We start from the raw sequence: 16,691 nt of genomic DNA, 5'->3' as shown, positions 1-16,691 counted from the left end.
ATCGCCGACCCGCACGCCGCGGCCGAGGTGCTGCTCCGGCAGGTCCCCGAGGTGGTGATCACCCTGGGCGCGGCGGGCTGCCTGTACGCGGCTCGCGGCGCCGAGCCGGTGACCGTCCCCGCGCCGAAGGTCACCGCCGTGGACACGACGGGCGCCGGTGACACGTTCGTCGGCGCCCTCGCCGTGGCGATCGGCGAGGGCCGTCCGATGGACGCGGCGGCGCGCTGGGCGTCGGCCGCCGCCGCCCTGTGCGTCCAGCGCCACGGCGCGTCGACCTCCATGCCGTACCGCCCCGAGATCGACGAGGCCGCCTCATGACCGCCGACCCGAACACCACTCCCCCGCCCCTGCACGGCCTGCGCGTCCTCGATCTCGCCACGCTCTTCGCCGGCCCGCTCGCCGCGACGATGCTCGGCGACTTCGGCGCGGAGGTCATCAAGGTGGAGCACCCCACCCGTCCCGATCCGTCGCGCGGGCACGGACCCGCGAAGGACGGTGTCGGCCTCTGGTGGAAGATCCTGGGCCGCAACAAGCGCACCATCACGCTCGACCTCGCCACCCCGCCGGGCCGCGACCTCCTCCTGAGGCTGGCGGCCGACGCGGATGTGGTCGTCGAGAACTTCCGCCCCGGCACGCTGGAGAAGTGGGGCCTGGGCTGGGCCGAACTCTCCGCCGTCAACCCCCGGTTGGTGCTCGCCCGGGTCACCGGCTTCGGGCAGTTCGGGCCGTACTCGCACCGCCCCGGCTTCGGCACGCTCGCCGAGGCGATGAGCGGCTTCGCCGCCATGACCGGTGAGCCAGACGGCCCGCCGACGCTGCCGCCGTTCGGGCTGGCGGACTCCATCGCCGCGCTGGCCACCGCGTACGCCGTGATGACCGCGCTGAACGGCCGGGCGACGACGGGCCGGGGCCAGGTGGTGGACCTGGCGATCATCGAGCCGATCCTGACGGTGCTGGGGCCGCAGCCGCTCTGGTACGACCAGCTCGGCTACGTACAGCCCCGTACCGGCAACCGCTCCCGTAACAACGCCCCCCGCAACACCTACCGCACCGCCTGCGGCTCCTGGCTCGCGGTCTCCACCTCCGCGCAGTCGATCGCCGAGCGGGTGATGCGGCTGGTGGGCCGTCAGGAACTGGTGGACGAGCCGTGGTTCGCCACCGGCAGCGGGCGGGCGGAGCACGCCGACGTGCTGGACGAGGCGGTCGGGGCGTGGGTCGCGCGGCATTCGCGCGAGGACGCGATGGCCGCGTTCGAGAAGGCGGAGGCGGCGATCGCGCCCGTCTACGACATCAGCGACGTCATGGACGACCCGCAGTACCGGGCGCTGGACAGCGTCGTCGAGGTCCCCGACTCGGAGCTGGGCCCGATCCGTATGCAGAACGTGCTCTTCCGGCTCTCCGAGACCCCGGGCGCCATCCGCTGGGCGGGCCGCCCGCACGGCGCGGACACGGACGCGGTCCTCACCGAGATGCTGGGCCTGTCGGCACCGGAGATCGCGGCCCTCCGTACGGAGGGCGCGCTGTGACGGGCGGACCGGGGCAGGCGCCGGGGCACGCGCCGCTCACCTGGCTGTACGTGCCCGGGGACCGGCCCGACGTCGTACAGAAGGCGCTCGCCTCCGGCGCGGACGCGGTGATCGTCGACCTGGAGGACGCGGTGGCCGCCGACCGCAGGGAGTACGCGCGCGCCGCGACGGCCGAACTGCTGGCATCCCCCGGCGCCACACCCGTGCATGTCCGTATCGCCGGCGAGGACGACATCCCCGCTCTGGCCGGGCTCCCGGGCCTGGCCGGGCTGCGGCTGCCGAAGGTCGCCCGCGCGTCGGACATCCGGCGGGTCGTCGCCGCCGCCCCGGACACCCCGCTGTACGCGCTGCTCGAATCCGCCCTCGCCGTCGAGAACGCCCACAGCATCGCGGCGGCCCATCCGGCCGTGCGCGGTGTCGCGCTCGGCGAGGCGGACCTCCGCGCCGATCTGGGGGTACGCGGCGACGCCGGGCTGGACTGGTCGCGCGGCCGGGTCGTGGTGGCGGCGCGGGCCGCCGGTCTGCCGGCGCCCGTACAGTCCGTCTTCCCCGACGTACGCGACCTGGCGGGGCTGGCCGCCTCGTGCGCGCACGGCCGCTCGCTCGGCTTCTTCGGGCGCTCGGCGATCCATCCGCGTCAGCTGCCGGTGATCGAGCGCGCGTATCTGCCCACGGCGCGGGAGGTGGAGTCGGCGGCCGAGATCGTCGAGGCGGCTGCCAGGGACGCGGGGGCGCTGGCGCTGCCGGACGGGCGGTTCGTGGACGCGGCGGTCGTGGCGGCGGCGCACCGCACGCTCTTCCTGGCCGCGCGGGGCCTCGCGAGCCGCTGAGCCGGGTCCCGGTCCCGCGCCCCGGTCCCGGCGTACGCGAAAAGGGCCGCCGGACCTCTGAGGAGGTCCGGCGGCCCTTTCCTGGAGCGATGTGCGGGGTCAGACGTTCTTGGCCGGCGCGGCGTCGGCATCGACGCTGTCGTCGCCGTCCGCCTTCTGGGTCCCGGCCTTGGCGTCCTCGCCGTCCTTGGCGTCCTCGCCGTCCTTGGCCGTGACGCCCTTGGCGAGCGTCTCCCGGTCCGGCTCGACGATCTCCTCGCGCCCCGGCCGGATCCGCGCCGAGACCACCATGTAGACGACCGCCAGCACGAAGACGATGATCGCGGTCCACACGTTGAGGCGCAGCCCCAGCACGTGGTGCGCCTCGTCGACGCGCATGTACTCGATCCAGGCCCGGCCCGCGCAGTACGCGGCGACGTACAGCGCGAACGCCCGTCCGTGACCGAGCTTGAAGCGGCGGTCGGCCCAGACGACGAGCAGTGCGACACCGACGCACCACAGCGACTCGTACAGGAACGTCGGGTGGTAGGTGCCCGCCTCGCGGTTGACACCCTCGCTGATCTTGACCGCCCACGGCAGGTCGGTGGCCTTGCCGTACAGCTCCTGGTTGAACCAGTTGCCCCAGCGGCCGATGGCCTGGGCGAGCACGATCGCCGGTGCGATGGCGTCGGCGTACGCGGGGAGCGGGATGCCCCGGCGGCGGCAGCCGATCCACGCGCCGACGGCGCCGAAGGCGATGGCGCCCCAGATCCCGAGGCCGCCCTCCCAGATCTTGAAGGCGTCGACCCAGTTCTTACCGTCGCTGAAGTACAGCTGGTAGTCCGTGATCACGTGGTAGAGCCGGCCGCCGACGAGTCCGAAGGGCACGGCCCAGACGGAGATGTCCGCCACGGTCCCGGCCTTGCCGCCGCGGGCGATCCAGCGCTTGTTGCCGTACCAGACGGCGACGAAGACACCGAGAATGATGCAGAACGCATAGCCGCGCAGCGGGAGTGGTCCGAGATGGATCACTCCGCTCGACGGACTGGGGATATAGGCAATGTCCATGGCGGTTCCGACGCTACCGTGCCGGGCGGGGCCTACGGCAACCCGCCCGACAACGTCTGGGTAACGAGCCCGCGCGAAATCCGCTCCGCGCGGGCTCCCGGCTCAGGAGGGCGAAGCCCCCGTCCCGGGCGGTGTCGCCGGTGCGGTGCCCGGCTGCTTGCCCTTGTTGGCTTCCATGACCCACCTCTTGAAGTTGGCCGGACTGATGTCCTCGCCGCCCTTCTTGGGGAACACGGATTCGCCGTTGAGCAGGACGGTCGGCGTGCCGCTGAAGCCGCCGTTCTGGAAGGCTGTGTTGGAATTCACCACCCATTTGTCGTGCTTGCCGTCCTCGACGCACTGCTTGAAGCCGGGGGCCGACTCCAGGCCGTCGACCTTGCCCGCGATCTCCAGCAGCTTGGCGTTGTCGGCGAAGGCGTCGTCGGGCTCCGGCGGCTGATTCTGGAAGAGCGCGTCGTGGTACGGCGCGAACTTGCCCACGTCCTGGGCGCACGCCGCCGCGTTGGCGGCGCGCAGCGAGCCGGTGCCGCCCATGTTGCCGTCGATGATCGTGGCGAGGTGGTAGTCGACCTTGAGCTGGCCGGCGCTCTCCAGCTCCTTGATCGTGTCCCGGAACGCGTTCTCGAACTGACCGCAGGCCGGGCAGCGGAAGTCCTCCCACACGGTGAGGGTCGACGGCGCGTCGGCCCTGCCCACGGGGATCGACAGCTCGTCCTTGCCCTGGGCGCCCGACGGCGCGAGCACGGGGCCCGCCGCGCCGCTGCTGCCCTTGTCCTTGTTCGCGTTCGTGGCGACGAGTCCGATCGCCGCCGCCGCGCCCAGCACGCCCACCACCGCCGCCGAGACGACCAGGGTGCGCTTGCGCCGCTCCCGCCTCTTCTCCTGCTCACGCTGCACCTGGAGCCGCTCTCGGGCGCTCCTCTTTGCCTCACGGTTCTTCTCGCTCACGCCTGGGCAACGAACCGGGGAGGCGCGTACGCACCTCCCCGGTCCCAGGTCCACCCGTACGAGCTACCTCACCCGTCAGCGCTTGCGAACGCCTTCCGCCAGGTCGGCGGCGAGCGCGCGGACCGCCACCAGACCCGCCTCGCGGTCGGGCGCCTCCAGCATCAGCTTGACGAAGGCCGAGCCGACGATGACCCCGTCGGCGAACGAGGCGACCTCGGCGGCCTGTGCCGCGTCGGACACGCCGAGCCCCACGCACACGGGCAGCTCGGTGGTGGCGCGGGTGCGCCGCACCAGGTCCTGGGCCTGGGCGCCCACGGACTGGCGGGTGCCGGTGACACCCATCAGGGAGGCGGCGTAGACGAACCCGGAGCCCACGGCGGTGATCTTCGCGAGACGGTCGTCCTTGCTGCTGGGCGCGACGACGAAGACGGTGGCCAGACCGTGCTTCTCGGCGTGCTGCCGCCACTCGTCGGACTCCTGTACGGGCAGGTCGGGCAGGATGCACCCGGCGCCGCCCGCCGCCGCCAGCTCGGCGGTGAACCGCTCGATCCCGTACCGGTCGATCGGGTTCCAGTACGTCATGACGAGCACCGGCTTCCCGGTGGCCTCGTACGCCTCGCGGACCGTGCGCATCACGTCCGCGATCTTGACGCCGCCCTTGAGCGCGATGTCGTCGGCGGTCTGGATGACGGGCCCGTCGAGCACCGGATCGCTGTGCGGCAGCCCGACCTCGACGACGTCGGCGCCGCCGTCGAAGACGGCCTTCACGGCGTCGATGCCGCCGTCGACCGTCGGGAATCCGGCGGGCAGATAGGCGATGAGCGCGGCGCGCCCCTCGCTCCTCGCGGCGGCGAGGGTGTCGCTCAACAGCTGGATGTTCCCGCTCACTTGGCGCTCTCCCCGTCGTACAGCCCGAAGTAGCGGGCGGCGGTGTCCATGTCCTTGTCGCCGCGCCCGGAGAGGTTGACGACGAGCAGTCCGTCCTCCCCCAGCTCACGGCCGACCTCCAGCGCACCGGCGAGCGCGTGGGCGCTCTCGATGGCCGGGATGATGCCCTCGGTGCGGGACAGCAGCAGCAGCGCCTGCATGGCGTCGTCGTCGGTCACGGCGCGGTACTCGCCGCGCCCGCTGTCCTTCAGGTACGCGTGTTCGGGGCCGATGCCCGGGTAGTCGAGTCCGGCGGAGATCGAGTACGGCTCGGTGATCTGGCCCTCCTCGTCCTGGAGGACGTAGGACCGCGAACCGTGCAGGATGCCGGGCTCGCCCGCGCTCAGCGTCGCCGCGTGCTCGCCGGTCGCGATGCCGTGTCCGGCGGGCTCGCAGCCCACCAGCCGTACGGCTTGGTCGGCGAGGAACGCGTGGAAGAGACCGATCGCGTTGGACCCGCCTCCCACACAGGCGACGGCCGCGTCGGGCAGCCGGCCGGCCCGCTCCAGGATCTGCCGCCGGGCCTCGACGCCGATGACGCGGTGGAAGTCGCGCACCATGGCGGGGAAGGGGTGCGGTCCGGCGACGGTGCCGAAGAGGTAGTGCGTACGGTCCACGTTGGCGACCCAGTCGCGGAACGCCTCGTTGATGGCGTCCTTCAGGGTGCGGCTGCCGGACTTCACCGGCACGACCTCGGCGCCGAGCATCCGCATACGGGCGACGTTGAGCGCCTGGCGCTCGGTGTCGATCTCGCCCATGTAGATGGTGCATTCGAGCCCGAACAGCGCGCAGGCGGTCGCGGTGGCGACGCCGTGCTGTCCGGCGCCCGTCTCGGCGATGACCCGGGTCTTGCCCATGCGCTTGGTGAGCAGCGCCTGGCCGAGCACGTTGTTGATCTTGTGGGACCCGGTGTGGTTGAGGTCCTCCCTCTTCAGGAAGACGCGGGCGCCGCCGGCCTCGGCGGCGAACCGCGGGACCTCGGTCAGCGCGCTGGGCCGGCCGGTGTAGTTGACCATGAGGTCGTTCAGCTCGGCGGTGAAGGCGGGGTCGCCCTTGGCCTTCTCGTACTCGACGGCGACCTCGTCGACGGCGGCGACGAGCGCCTCGGGGATGAACTTGCCGCCGAAGGCGCCGAAGTAGCCCTCGGCGTCGGGGCTGAGGCCCAGCGGGTCGGGGATGAAGAACCCGGAGGAAACGGAGGAACCTGAAGAGTCGGACGTCACGGATGATCTCCTCGTGAAGCAACGGGTGGATGCACCGTATGCGCCATGGGCGAGGCCGCCCCGCACCCGGCGTGGGCCGGGTGGGGCGTGGGTCTTGCGGACCTTCCGGATGTACGTGGCCGTGGCTACGTGGCTACGTGGCTACGTGGCTACGTGGCTACGTGGCTACGAGAGGGTCGCGGTCGGAAGGGCCTCGCCGGAGCGCGGCCCGCGCCATCGCATCCCGTTGACCTGACCGGGTTCGTCACCGATCACGTACCGCACCCGCCGCCCGTGTACCCGCCTGGCCGGCGCCCGGCAGCCGCGCGGCCTGCACCCACGCGCCAGCGGCGCGTGCGGCGCGCGCACGGCGGCCAGGGATCCGGAGGGGACGGGGACGGGCATCGGGAAGGTCAGCTCCGTCCGTGCCGCAGCGCCGGGTGGGCGCCGGCGGCGACCAGGTCGGCCACCGCCGACCTCGGGTCGCGCCCGGTGACCAGGGACTCGCCGACGAGCACCGAGTCGGCGCCCTCGTTGGCGTACGCGATGAGGTCGTGCGGTCCGCGCACACCGGACTCGGCGATCTTGACGATGCCGTCCGGGATCTCGGGGGCGACCCGCTCGAACGTGCCGCGGTCGACCTTCAGCGTCCTCAGGTCACGCGCGTTGACGCCGATGACCCGCGCCCCGGCGTCGACCGCGCGCTCCACCTCGTCCTCGTCGTGCACCTCGACGATCGGGGTGAGTCCGATGGACTCGGCGCGCTCGATGAGCGAGACGAGCGCGGGCTGCTCCAGGGCGGCGACGATCAGCAGGGCGAGGTCGGCGCCGTATGCGCGTGCCTCCCACAGCTGGTACGCCGTGACGATGAAGTCCTTGCGCAGGACGGGGATGTCGACCTTGGCGCGGACGGCTTCGAGGTCGGCCAGCGAGCCGCCGAAGCGGCGCTGCTCGGTCAGTACGGAGATGACGGCCGCGCCACCCGCCTCGTAGTCGGCCGCCAGTCCGGCGGGGTCGGCGATCGCGGCGAGCGCGCCCTTGGACGGGCTGGAGCGCTTGACCTCGCAGATCACCGTGACGCCCTCGCCGCGCAGTGCGGCGACGCCGTCCTTGGCCGGCCGTGCCTTGCCCGCGCGTTCCTTGAGCTCGTCGAGGCTGACGCGCGCCTGCCGCTCCGCGAGGTCGGCGCGTACGCCTTCGATGATCTCGTCGAGCACACTCACGCGAGCGGCCCCCTTCCGGGAACGGTGTCGGATTCAGCCATGGATGAGGATCAGCCATGTCGATGGTATCCGCAGGAGGGCCCAGCGCCCGCATCCGCCGGTCCCGCCGCCTGCCACCTGGGACTTCATGGAGCGAGCGAGGAGCCGAAGGGAAGGTTCCGCACCACGCCGAAAGCCAGGACGACGGCGCCGACGGCCCATCCCAAGAAGGGTGGCACCGAGACCTGGTGCCGCGTTCCGCGAGCGACGCGAATCAGCCATACGAGCCAGACGACGGCGAACACGCCGTAACCGACGACGGCGAGCGCGTTGGCGCCGAAGGCGGTGGCGAGGTCGCCGTGCGCGACGGCGTGCGCGCTGCGCAGTCCACCGCAGCCGGGGCAGTAGAGGCCGGTCATGCTGAGCAGCGGGCAGACGGGGTAGTGGCCGCTCTCGTTGGGGTCGACGAGGCCGACGTAGGTGAAGGCGGCGACGACGCCGGTGAGCGTGCCCAGCGGGGCGAGGAGCCGCCGGGCGCGGGTCGCCGGGGGCGGCGCGGCGGGTACAGGCATGGCGTCCACCGGGTGATTGTCCCCCCTGGGGGCGCGAACGCGCAGCCCGGCCCCGCGTCGCGCGCCGTCGGCACGCGAAGAGGCGCAGCCCGGCTTGGCGGGGCTGCGCCTCTTCGCGATGAACGTGACCGGTTACGCGGTCTGGGCCACCGGCTCGGGCTTCTGCTGGACCTGCGGCTGCGACGGCGACTGCGGGGCGGAGTACTCCTCGCCACGCGCGGCGGCGGCGACACGGTTCAGGGACGCCCGCCCGGCCGCCACCCGGGCCTGCTTCGCCGCGTCGGACTCCTTGACCCCGCCGAGGCCCGCGGCCCGCATACCGAGGCCGACGAGCCCGCCGAGCGGGATGACCGCCAGGCCGGCGACGAACCCCAGGGGGTCGGCCGCCACCATGAAGACGCCTGCGATGCAGAAGCCGATGATGGAGATGGTGACACCGGTCCAGGCGGCCGGGGTGTGTCCGTGGCTGCTGCCCGCCATGAATTCGCTCCTCGTTTGCTGATGTGCTGCTGTGGCGCTGGGGTCGAGCGCCGGGTGAGTCACGCGCTCACCGTTCATTGTCCCGCACCGGTCGCCGTTCCCCCGCCTCGGGGTCATGACCTCCGTCACGCTCTAGCGCGTCGGATCCTCGCCCCGGTCCAGGGCCTTCCAGATGTCCTCGGGGCGGTCGGGATCCACGGCGGGTGCGGCGGCCCTGGCGGGCCTGGGGGTGCGGGGCGCGCGTGGGGTGCCGTCGCGTTCGTAGCGGCCCGACATGGTCGGCCAGTGTGCCCCGTACCGCAGGGCCAGCAGGCCGGCGAGCAGGATCAGCAGGCCGCCGGCCGCCGTCACGTAGGGCCAGGCGGTGTGGGTGAGGGCGCCGATCGTCGCGGCGGTGTCGCCCGTCGTCCGCGCGGCCTTGTCGTCGAGCGCCGCGCTGTCGCTCGCGCCGATGAGCGCGGCGACGGTCGCGCCCGCGCCGCTGAGGGCGAGCAGCGCGGAGACGAGCAGTCGCCCGGCCGTGCGGACGGCGAAGACGGCGACGAGGGCGGCGAGGCCGACGACGGCGAGCGCGGCGGGGACGCCGGTGACGTCACGGCCTCCGGCGTCGAGCGACACGTTGCCGCCCGCGACCACGGCGCTGCCCTCGGCCCAGGTCTGGCCGGAAGCGATCAGCACCACGGCGGAGCCGGCGGCGCCCAGGAGGAGGGCTGCGCCGAGACTTCGGCCGGCGCGCCTTCTCGTGGCGTCCGCCGCGGTCTCGGCGCGGGGCTGGGGAATGGGTACGGCAGTCACCCGACCCACTATCCCCTACCGGCCCCGCGCGGCCTCCGACGGGCTGCCCGAGGACTGTCCCAGCCGGTTCGCGGTGTGCACCGCGCGCAGCACCGCCGCGGCCTTGTTGCGGCACTCGGTGTCCTCGGCGACCGGGTCGGAGTCGGCGACGACGCCCGCGCCCGCCTGGACGTACGCGGTGCCGTCCCGGAGCAGGGCCGTACGGATCGCGATGGCGGTGTCGGAGTCGCCGGCGAAGTCGAGGTAGCCGACGCAGCCTCCGTACAGGCCCCGGCGCGTGGGCTCCAGTTCGTCGATGATCTGGAGGGCGCGCGGTTTCGGGGCGCCGGAGAGCGTGCCGGCGGGGAAGCAGGCGGTCAGGACGTCGAAGGCGCTTCGGCCTTCGGCGACGCGGCCGGTGACGGTCGAGACGATGTGCATGACGTGCGAGTAGCGCTCGACGGACATGAAGTCGACGACTTCGACGGTGCCTGGTTCGCAGACGCGCCCCAGGTCGTTGCGGCCGAGGTCGACCAGCATCAGGTGCTCGGCGCGCTCCTTGGGGTCGGCGAGCAGTTCGTCGGCGAGCGCCTGGTCGTCCTGCGGGGTCTCGCCGCGCGGGCGGGTGCCGGCGATGGGGTGGACCATCGCGTGGCCGTCCTCGACCTTGACCAGGGCCTCGGGGCTGGAGCCGACGACGTCGAACCCGTCGAAGCGGAAAAGGTACATGTACGGGCTCGGGTTGGTGGCCCGCAGCACCCGGTAGACGTCGAGCGCGCTCGCCTCGCACGGGGTCTCGAAGCGCTGCGAGGGGACGACCTGGAAGGCCTCGCCCGCCCTGATGCGCTCCTTGATGTCCTCGACGGCCTCCTGGTAGGCGACGCCGCCCCACAGCGCGGTGTACGGGGGTGGTTCGGACGGCGGCAGTGCGGTGGGCGCGCTGTCCAGGGGGCGTGCCAGGTCGCGTTCCATGGCGTCGAGCCGCAGGACGGCGTCCGCGTACGCCTCGTCGACGCCGGTGTCGAGGTCGTTGTGGTTGATCGCGTTGGCGATGAGCAGGACGGTGCCGGAGCGGTGGTCCAGGACGGCGAGGTCGGAGGTGAGGAGCATGGTCAGCTCGGGCAGGTGGAGATCGTCGCGCGCGTGGTCGCCGATCTTCTTCTCCAGCCGGCGGACGATGTCGAAGCCGAGGTAGCCGACCATGCCGCCGGTGAAGGGCGGCATGTCTCCCTCGCGGTCGTGCGGGGTGTGCAGGGTCTCCACGGTGGCGCGCAGGGCGGCCAGCGGGTCGCCGTCGAGGGGGACGCCGACGGGCGGGGTGCCGAGCCAGTGGGTGTGCCCGTCGCGCTCGGTGAGGGTGGCCGCGGACCGTACGCCGATGAAGGAGTAGCGCGACCAGGAGCGGCCGTTCTCGGCGGATTCGAGGAGGAAGGTGCCCGGGCGTTCGGCGGCGAGTTTGCGGTAGAGGCCGACCGGGGTGTCGCCGTCCGCGAGAAGCCTGCGGCCGACCGGGATGACACGGCGGTCGACCGCCAGCTTGCGGAAGGTGTCGAGATCCATGGCAGTTGAGCCTAGTCGGCGGCGGGGCCGCCGGCGGGCGCCTGCGGCAGGATCACGTCGGCGTCGAAGCAGGTCCGGTCGCCGGTGTGACAGGCGGCGCCCACCTGGTCGACCTTGACGAGGATCGTGTCGGCGTCGCAGTCGAGGGCGACGGACTTGACGTGCTGCACATGCCCGGAGGTGTCGCCCTTGACCCAGTACTCGCGGCGGCTGCGGGACCAGTAGGTGCCGCGTCCGGTGGTGAGGGTGCGGTGCAGGGCCTCGTCGTCCATCCAGCCGAGCATCAGCACCTCGCCGGTGTCGTACTGCTGGGCGACGGCCGGCAGCAGCCCGTCCGTCCCGCGCTTGAGGCGGGCGGCGATGGCGGGGTCGAGGCCACTGGTGGGGCCGGGGCCCCCGGTCGCGCTGGTCATGGGGCCCATTGTGCCGCGTCCGGGCGGGCACGGGCCGTGGACGTCCACTGGGCGGACGGCGCGCGGCAGTCGTACGCTGGCAGGTATGTCGACCCATGCGAAGCGTGAACGACTTCTGCTCGCCGACCTGTTGGAGTCGGCGGGACCCGACGCACCGACGTTGTGCGACGGCTGGACCGCCCGCGATCTCGCCGCGCACGTGGTGGTGCGTGAGCGCCGCCCGGACGCGGCGGGCGGACAGCTCATCGGCCCGCTCAGGAACCGGCTGGAGCGGGTCCAGGGCGAGTATGTGGCGAAGCCGTACGAGGAGCTGATCCAGCTCATCCGTACGGGGCCGCCGCGGATGTCGCCCTTCGGGATCAAGCAGTTCGACGAGGCGGCGAACACCGTCGAGTACTACGTCCACGCCGAGGACGTACGGCGGGCCCAGCCCGACTGGTCGCCCCGCGAGCTGGACAAGGTCTTCTCGAACGCCCTGTGGGCGCGGCTGGAGAAGGGCGCCCGGATGATGGGCCGCAAGTCGCCGGTCGGTCTGGTGCTGCGGCGGCCCGACGGTCAGACGGCGGTGGCGCACCGGGGCTCTCCCGTGGTGACGGTGACCGGCGAGCCGAGCGAGTTGCTGATGTTCGTCTTCGGGCGGCAGGACGCGGCGCGGGTGGAAGTGGAAGGCGACAAGGAAGCCGTCGACAAGGTGCAGCGGGCGAAGCTCGGGATGTAGGGGGCGTCCGGTCAGCGGGCCCGGCCGCCGGGGAGTTCCGCGCGGCGCAGACCGGGGAAGGTCAGGCCCAGCGCGCCGCCCGCCGCGCAGACGGCGGCGCTGACGACGAAGACCGGGCCGGTGCCCCAGAGCCCGACGGCGGCGCCGGTCACCGGGTAGCTGAGCGGTGCGATGCCGAGGGTGAAGAGGGTGGCCACGGATGTCACCCGACCGAGGTACGCGGGTTCGGTGAGGGTCTGGGTGAGCGCCCCGCACAGTCCGCCGCCGAGACCGGCCAGCAGTCCGACGAGGAGGCCCGCGACGGCGGCGGGCGCGACGGTCTGTACGAAGGCGAGCGCGCCGATCGCGAGGGCTCCGGCGACGACGGACAGGCACAGGACGAGGCCCGCGCGCGGGAGATGTCCGCGTACCGCCAGCAGCAGGGAGGCGGCGCCCGCGCCGACGCCGAAGGCGGCGACGATCCAGCCCATGCCGCCGGCGCCCCAGCCCCGGTCCTGGGCGAGCAGGACGAGGCCGATGTTGAGCGGGCCGACCAGGCCCAGTTCGCTGAGGGCGATGACGAGCATCAGCGGGCCGAGGACCCGGTGGCGGCGCAGGTGGCGCAGCCCGTCGGTGAGTTCGCGCCAGGGACCGGCTCCTGCGGCCTCCACGGGGGCTTCGGCGCTCTCGCGGACCGGCAGGGCATTGATCCGTACGGCGACGAGGAGCGCCAGCGAGACGGCGAACAGGGCGCCCGCCGCGGCGAACGCCGCCGGGGACCCGCCGAACGCGACGAGCAGCCCGCCGAGCGGTCCACCGGTCACGGTGGCCACGCGTGCGGCCAGGCCGCGCATCCCCTGCACCCGGGCGAGCTGGCCGGGAGCGGTGATACGGGGCGGCAGGGCGCCGACGGCGGGCAGGAACAGGGCGTCCACGACGCCGAAGACCAGGGCCACGGCGATCAGCGGCCACAGGCCGGGCGCGGTGAGGGCCAGGACGGCGGCGACGGTGAACATCACCACGCAGCGCGCGGCGTCGCTGCCGATGACGACGCGGCGTGGGCCCCACCGGTCGGCGAGCACTCCCCCGCCGAGCATCAGGAAGGCCCGTGGCACGGCGCCCACGGCCAGGACGACTCCGGCCTGGGCGGGGCTGCCGGAGCGGGCGGCGGCCCAGGCGAGCGCCATGTAGTACACGCTGTCGCCGACCGCCGACAGGGTGAAGGCGGCGACCCAGCGCAGGACGTTCGGGTCACGGTGCGCGGGCCGCTCGGGGGCGGACGCGGGTGCGGGTGTGGATGCGGGTGCGGGTGCGGGTGCGGGTGCGGCCTCCCGCGGTACGACCGTCCGGCTCATGGACTCGTGCCCTTCCGTGAGGCGGTCAGGCGATCCGTGCGACGTGTGCGGGCCGGTGGCGCACGAGGCGCAGACCCGTCTCCACCAGGAACCAGCCCAGCCGGCCGCGCAGAGCGCCGGGGGCCGGGACCGTCGCGCGGGACAGGCGGTAACGGGCCGCCTCCGTACGGAGGTCGGCGGCGCGAAGGGCGTGCAGCCGCAGATGTATGTCGCTGTGCATGGCGGTGGCTCCTCTCAACTACGGGACGGGGGACGGCGGAACGGACGCGGCGCTACTGCCGGAAGGGGAATCCGTAGACGTGCAGCGCGACGTTCTCGCGGCCCTCGGTGTCTCCGGCGTCCTGCTCGGCCCGCGCGGCGTCGGTGTGCCGCTTGATCAGCTCGTGCATCTCCTTGCTCAGCAGGGCCAGTTCCTCGGGCTTGAACGGTCCGAGGAACTCGCTGCTGAAGGCGGCGCTGCGCCACTCCGGCGCCCAGGCCGACTGGCTGTCCTGGTAGGCGCGGTACATCTCCGCGCGCTGCTCGAACGACATCCGGCCGATGGCGGCGTGCGTGGCGAGCTTCTCGGGCGCGTCGCGGAAGTCCTCGTCCCGGAAGGTGAGCCCTTCGGACGCGGTCCGCCACCAGCGCTCCCGGCCGTCCTGGCCGCGCTGGGGCGCCTCCTCGATCAGCCCGTGGTCGGCGAGCTTGCGCAGGTGGTAGCTGACCAGCGAGACGGCGCTGTCGACCTGCTCCGCGAGCTGCGACGCGGTGGCCGTGCGGGAGATGAAGAGCGCGCGGTAAAGCTTCATCCGCAGCGGGTGACCGAACGCCTTGAGGGTGTCCAGGTCGTCGACTCTGCGGGGGTCCTTGGCTGCCATACCCCCACCCTAGATACGAAAGGAAAGTTGCGCAATATTAGTTGCGCAAATAATCCTGCGGATTCGGGCGGGCGGCCGCGGGCCCGCGGCCGGCGCGGTCAGATGTCGAGCAGCCGTCCGGCCGCCAGCGCGAGGGAGATCTCGACCACGTCCGCGGGCCGCGCCAGCGAGCGGCCGGTCAACTGCTCGAAGCGGCGGAGCCGGTTGAGAACGGTGTTGCGGTGGCAGTAGAGCCGGGTTCCGGCGCGCTGCGCCGAACCGTCCGCCTCCAGCCAGGTTCTGACCGTGCCCACCAGCAGGTCGCGGTCGGCCGGGGCGAGCGGGTCCAGCGGACCGAGCACCCGCTCGGCGAGGGCCGCGCCCAGCCGGGACGAGGAGACGACCAGCGCGGCCGGCAGGTGCTGTTCCAGCAGTACGACGCCGCCATCGCGCGGGCAGGCGCGCAGCGCGGTCCCGGCGAGCCCGCGCGCCTCGCCCAGGGCGGCGAGCCCGGTGACGGCCGAGCCGATCCCCACGCGCACTCCCGCGGGTGCGGTCAACCCCGCCGCGAGCGCCGCGAGTTCACGGCCGGCGCCGGAAGCGTCCTCGTACGCGGACTCGTCCGCCAGCAGGACCACCACGTATTCGGCGTCCTCGGCCACATGCCGCAGCGCGCGTGTCCCCGGAGGCACACCCACCGCCTCCGCCGTGCCCCCGACACCCGCGCCGGTCGCCGCCACGACGACGTAACGCCCCTCCTCGGGCAGTCCCAGCGTCGTCGCGGCGTCGGGGATGTCGGCGATGCGCGCGGTGCCGTCGAGCAGGGCCGCGACCGTCAGCCGCTGGTGGTTCTGCCTGCGCCGGGCGAGCCGGCGCTCCGTGGCCCGGTACGCGTCGGCGACAAGGCCGCAGTGCTCGTCCACGAAGCTCCAGACGTCGGCGGCGACGTGCACGAGCAGCCGGATGTCCTCGGGACGGCGCCGGGTGGTCTCGTCCACGAGGCCCTGCCACACCATCGCGCCGCCGAGCCGGAAGGCATGCAGCAACGCGTCCAGCGGCAGGCCCTGTTCGGCCCGGCACTCGCCGATCCGCCACGACAGGCGGCAGGCCGCCTCGCGCGACTCCCGGGGCCGGATCAGGGAGCCGACGCTGAGCCGCAGCGAGCGGTTCGCCTCGTGCCAGATCTCCGCGGCGTCGGCCTCGATCGCCTCGCGGTAGGCCGGCTCCTTGTCGCGCAGCGCGGCGACCAGACGGTGCGTCAGCCCGGTGATGTCGTCCATGAGCGCCTCGGCGGCCCGGTGCAGCACGGCGACGGACTCGGCGTCCACCGGCGAACGGGGACGCCGGTGCGCGGCCCCGGCCACGCCGGGCGACACGGCCGGAGACATGACCGGAGAGGCGACCGCAGACATGACGGGAGACGCGTGCGGCGCCCGGACCCGCGAGCGGATGACATGCGTCATGGCGGCCTCCACCGGGAGTCGGTTCGCTCCGGCGCGGTGGGGTGCGGCCGGACCGCGCCGGATCTTCCTGACGCCCGCAGAATGACATACCGGCCAGTCGGTACCTAGGGGTTCGCCGGATTCTCCTCATCACGGTCCAGCAAACGCGCCAGTTCCGTCCGGGACCGCACCCCCAGCACGGCGAAGACGTTACGCAGATGGTGGTCGACCGTGCGCGGGCTCACCGAGAGCCGCACAGCCACCTCCCGGTTGGTCGCGCCTTCCGCCACGCACCGCGCCACGCGGCGCTGTTGAGCGGTCAGCGGGTCCACCGGCCCCTGCGCCGGGGCCGACTCCCCCGCCGCCCTCAGCTCTCCTCCCGCGCGCCCGGCCCAGCTCCGGGCCCCGCACCGCTCGAACGCGACGAGCGCGTCCCGCAGCGGGTCGCGGGCCTCACGAGTCCTGCGGCGCCGCCGCAGCCACTGGCCGTACAGCAGTTCCGTACGGGCGCGTTCGAAGTCGCCGCCCGACCGGGCGTGGTGGGCACGCGCCTCCTCGTAGCGGGCGGCGGCCTCCCCAGGAGGAGCCAGCAGCGCCTGGCAGCGGGCCAGTTGGGCCGGAGCCTGCGGATCGGCGGTCCACGCCGTCCACCCGGTGAACTCCTCGACCGCCACGCGCGCCTCCTCGCCCCGGCCCGCCAGGACGGCCGCCTCCACGAAGCACGGCACGGCGAGCATCCGGACCGCGAAGTGCCCCTGCCGGGGGCCCGGGAGAACGAGCGGGGCGAGCCGCGCGGCCGCCCGTGTGTGCCGGCCGGCCGCCAGATCCGCGCGTGCCACCGCCCAGGTGGCGAGCGTGGCGGCCTGCGCGAGACCGT

At 73.4% G+C, this 16,691-nt stretch carries 19 protein-coding genes and 1 pseudogene; 4 read left to right on the top strand and 16 right to left on the bottom strand.

Annotated elements, in window-relative coordinates; all coding sequences use genetic code 11:
* From BHU15_RS00410 to BHU15_RS00400, 3 genes are all read left to right on the top strand, one after another.
* On the top strand, window positions 1-318 hold a 318-nt coding region (locus BHU15_RS00410; protein WP_255292983.1), incomplete at its 5' end, for a PfkB family carbohydrate kinase.
* Complete coding sequence (locus tag BHU15_RS00405; RefSeq protein ID WP_069625299.1) at window positions 315-1,526, top strand: CaiB/BaiF CoA transferase family protein; 1,212 nt, start codon at window positions 315-317, stop codon at window positions 1,524-1,526. The genes BHU15_RS00410 and BHU15_RS00405, both read left to right, overlap by 4 nt.
* Window positions 1,523-2,356 carry an HpcH/HpaI aldolase/citrate lyase family protein gene (locus BHU15_RS00400; RefSeq protein WP_069625298.1) on the top strand — a complete coding sequence of 278 codons (834 nt, stop codon included), beginning with the start codon at window positions 1,523-1,525 and terminating at the stop codon, window positions 2,354-2,356. Before BHU15_RS00405 ends, BHU15_RS00400 begins: the two co-directional genes overlap by 4 nt.
* A gap of 99 nt (window positions 2,357-2,455) precedes the next feature.
* Here BHU15_RS00400 and lgt read toward each other — a convergent pair whose 3' ends face one another.
* From lgt to hisI, 11 genes and pseudogenes are all read right to left on the bottom strand, one after another.
* A complete protein-coding gene (lgt, locus tag BHU15_RS00395; RefSeq protein WP_069625297.1) occupies window positions 2,456-3,403 on the bottom strand; it encodes a prolipoprotein diacylglyceryl transferase in 948 nt (315 codons plus the stop codon).
* A gap of 102 nt (window positions 3,404-3,505) precedes the next feature.
* Window positions 3,506-4,351 (bottom strand): DsbA family protein, encoded by an 846-nt coding sequence (locus BHU15_RS00390; RefSeq protein WP_069625296.1) that lies wholly within the window; start codon window positions 4,349-4,351, stop codon window positions 3,506-3,508.
* Between the two features lie 75 nt (window positions 4,352-4,426).
* On the bottom strand, window positions 4,427-5,239 hold the full coding sequence (trpA, locus tag BHU15_RS00385) for a tryptophan synthase subunit alpha (protein WP_069625295.1): 813 nt from the start codon (window positions 5,237-5,239) through the stop codon (window positions 4,427-4,429).
* On the bottom strand, window positions 5,236-6,501 hold the full coding sequence (trpB, locus tag BHU15_RS00380) for a tryptophan synthase subunit beta (RefSeq protein ID WP_069625294.1): 1,266 nt from the start codon (window positions 6,499-6,501) through the stop codon (window positions 5,236-5,238). Before trpB ends, trpA begins: the two co-directional genes overlap by 4 nt.
* A 165-nt stretch (window positions 6,502-6,666) precedes the next feature.
* The gene (gene trpM / locus BHU15_RS41015) at window positions 6,667-6,885 is read right to left on the bottom strand and encodes a tryptophan biosynthesis modulator TrpM (protein ID WP_069625293.1); all 219 of its coding nucleotides are present in this window, start codon (window positions 6,883-6,885) and stop codon (window positions 6,667-6,669) included.
* Window positions 6,886-6,893: 8 nt separating this feature from the next.
* The gene (trpC, locus tag BHU15_RS00370; RefSeq protein ID WP_023542424.1) at window positions 6,894-7,703 is read right to left on the bottom strand and encodes an indole-3-glycerol phosphate synthase TrpC; all 810 of its coding nucleotides are present in this window, start codon (window positions 7,701-7,703) and stop codon (window positions 6,894-6,896) included.
* 125 nt (window positions 7,704-7,828) lie between these two features.
* Window positions 7,829-8,254: a DUF2752 domain-containing protein gene (locus tag BHU15_RS00365; RefSeq protein WP_069625301.1), complete on the bottom strand. Its 426-nt coding sequence runs from the start codon at window positions 8,252-8,254 to the stop codon at window positions 7,829-7,831.
* 243 nt (window positions 8,255-8,497) lie between these two features.
* Window positions 8,498-8,734: pseudogene (locus BHU15_RS00360) on the bottom strand (HGxxPAAW family protein); the annotation flags it as partial.
* A 132-nt stretch (window positions 8,735-8,866) separates the two neighbouring features.
* Window positions 8,867-9,538, bottom strand: coding sequence for a TIGR02234 family membrane protein (locus BHU15_RS00355; protein WP_079127772.1), 672 nt, complete (start codon window positions 9,536-9,538; stop codon window positions 8,867-8,869).
* Window positions 9,539-9,544: 6 nt separating this feature from the next.
* The gene (locus tag BHU15_RS00350) at window positions 9,545-11,068 is read right to left on the bottom strand and encodes an anthranilate synthase component I (RefSeq protein ID WP_023542420.1); all 1,524 of its coding nucleotides are present in this window, start codon (window positions 11,066-11,068) and stop codon (window positions 9,545-9,547) included.
* An 11-nt stretch (window positions 11,069-11,079) separates the two neighbouring features.
* Entirely contained in the window at window positions 11,080-11,481 is a 402-nt protein-coding gene (gene hisI, locus BHU15_RS00345; protein ID WP_069625291.1) for a phosphoribosyl-AMP cyclohydrolase, read from the bottom strand.
* A gap of 85 nt (window positions 11,482-11,566) precedes the next feature.
* Here hisI and BHU15_RS00340 point away from each other — a divergent pair, with 85 nt between their 5' ends.
* A complete protein-coding gene (locus BHU15_RS00340) occupies window positions 11,567-12,199 on the top strand; it encodes a TIGR03085 family metal-binding protein (RefSeq protein ID WP_069625290.1) in 633 nt (210 codons plus the stop codon).
* Between the two features lie 11 nt (window positions 12,200-12,210).
* Here BHU15_RS00340 and BHU15_RS00335 read toward each other — a convergent pair whose 3' ends face one another.
* From BHU15_RS00335 to BHU15_RS00315, 5 genes are all read right to left on the bottom strand, one after another.
* A complete protein-coding gene (locus BHU15_RS00335; RefSeq protein ID WP_069625289.1) occupies window positions 12,211-13,533 on the bottom strand; it encodes an MFS transporter in 1,323 nt (440 codons plus the stop codon).
* A 25-nt stretch (window positions 13,534-13,558) separates the two neighbouring features.
* Window positions 13,559-13,753: a hypothetical protein gene (locus tag BHU15_RS00330; RefSeq protein WP_069625288.1), complete on the bottom strand. Its 195-nt coding sequence runs from the start codon at window positions 13,751-13,753 to the stop codon at window positions 13,559-13,561.
* A 52-nt stretch (window positions 13,754-13,805) separates the two neighbouring features.
* The gene (locus tag BHU15_RS00325) at window positions 13,806-14,393 is read right to left on the bottom strand and encodes an ArsR/SmtB family transcription factor (RefSeq protein WP_069625287.1); all 588 of its coding nucleotides are present in this window, start codon (window positions 14,391-14,393) and stop codon (window positions 13,806-13,808) included.
* 98 nt (window positions 14,394-14,491) lie between these two features.
* Complete coding sequence (locus BHU15_RS00320; protein WP_069625300.1) at window positions 14,492-15,835, bottom strand: PucR family transcriptional regulator; 1,344 nt, start codon at window positions 15,833-15,835, stop codon at window positions 14,492-14,494.
* Window positions 15,836-15,939: 104 nt separating this feature from the next.
* The coding region (locus tag BHU15_RS00315) for a helix-turn-helix transcriptional regulator (RefSeq protein ID WP_218028035.1) at window positions 15,940-16,691 on the bottom strand (752 nt) is incomplete at its 5' end.

Origin of the sequence: Streptomyces niveus (genome assembly GCF_001723055.1) — a bacterium.
GTDB lineage: Bacteria > Actinomycetota > Actinomycetes > Streptomycetales > Streptomycetaceae > Streptomyces > Streptomyces niveus.
The sequence above is the reverse complement of the archived record's forward strand: the minus strand, read 5'-3'. Positions and strand labels throughout refer to the sequence as shown.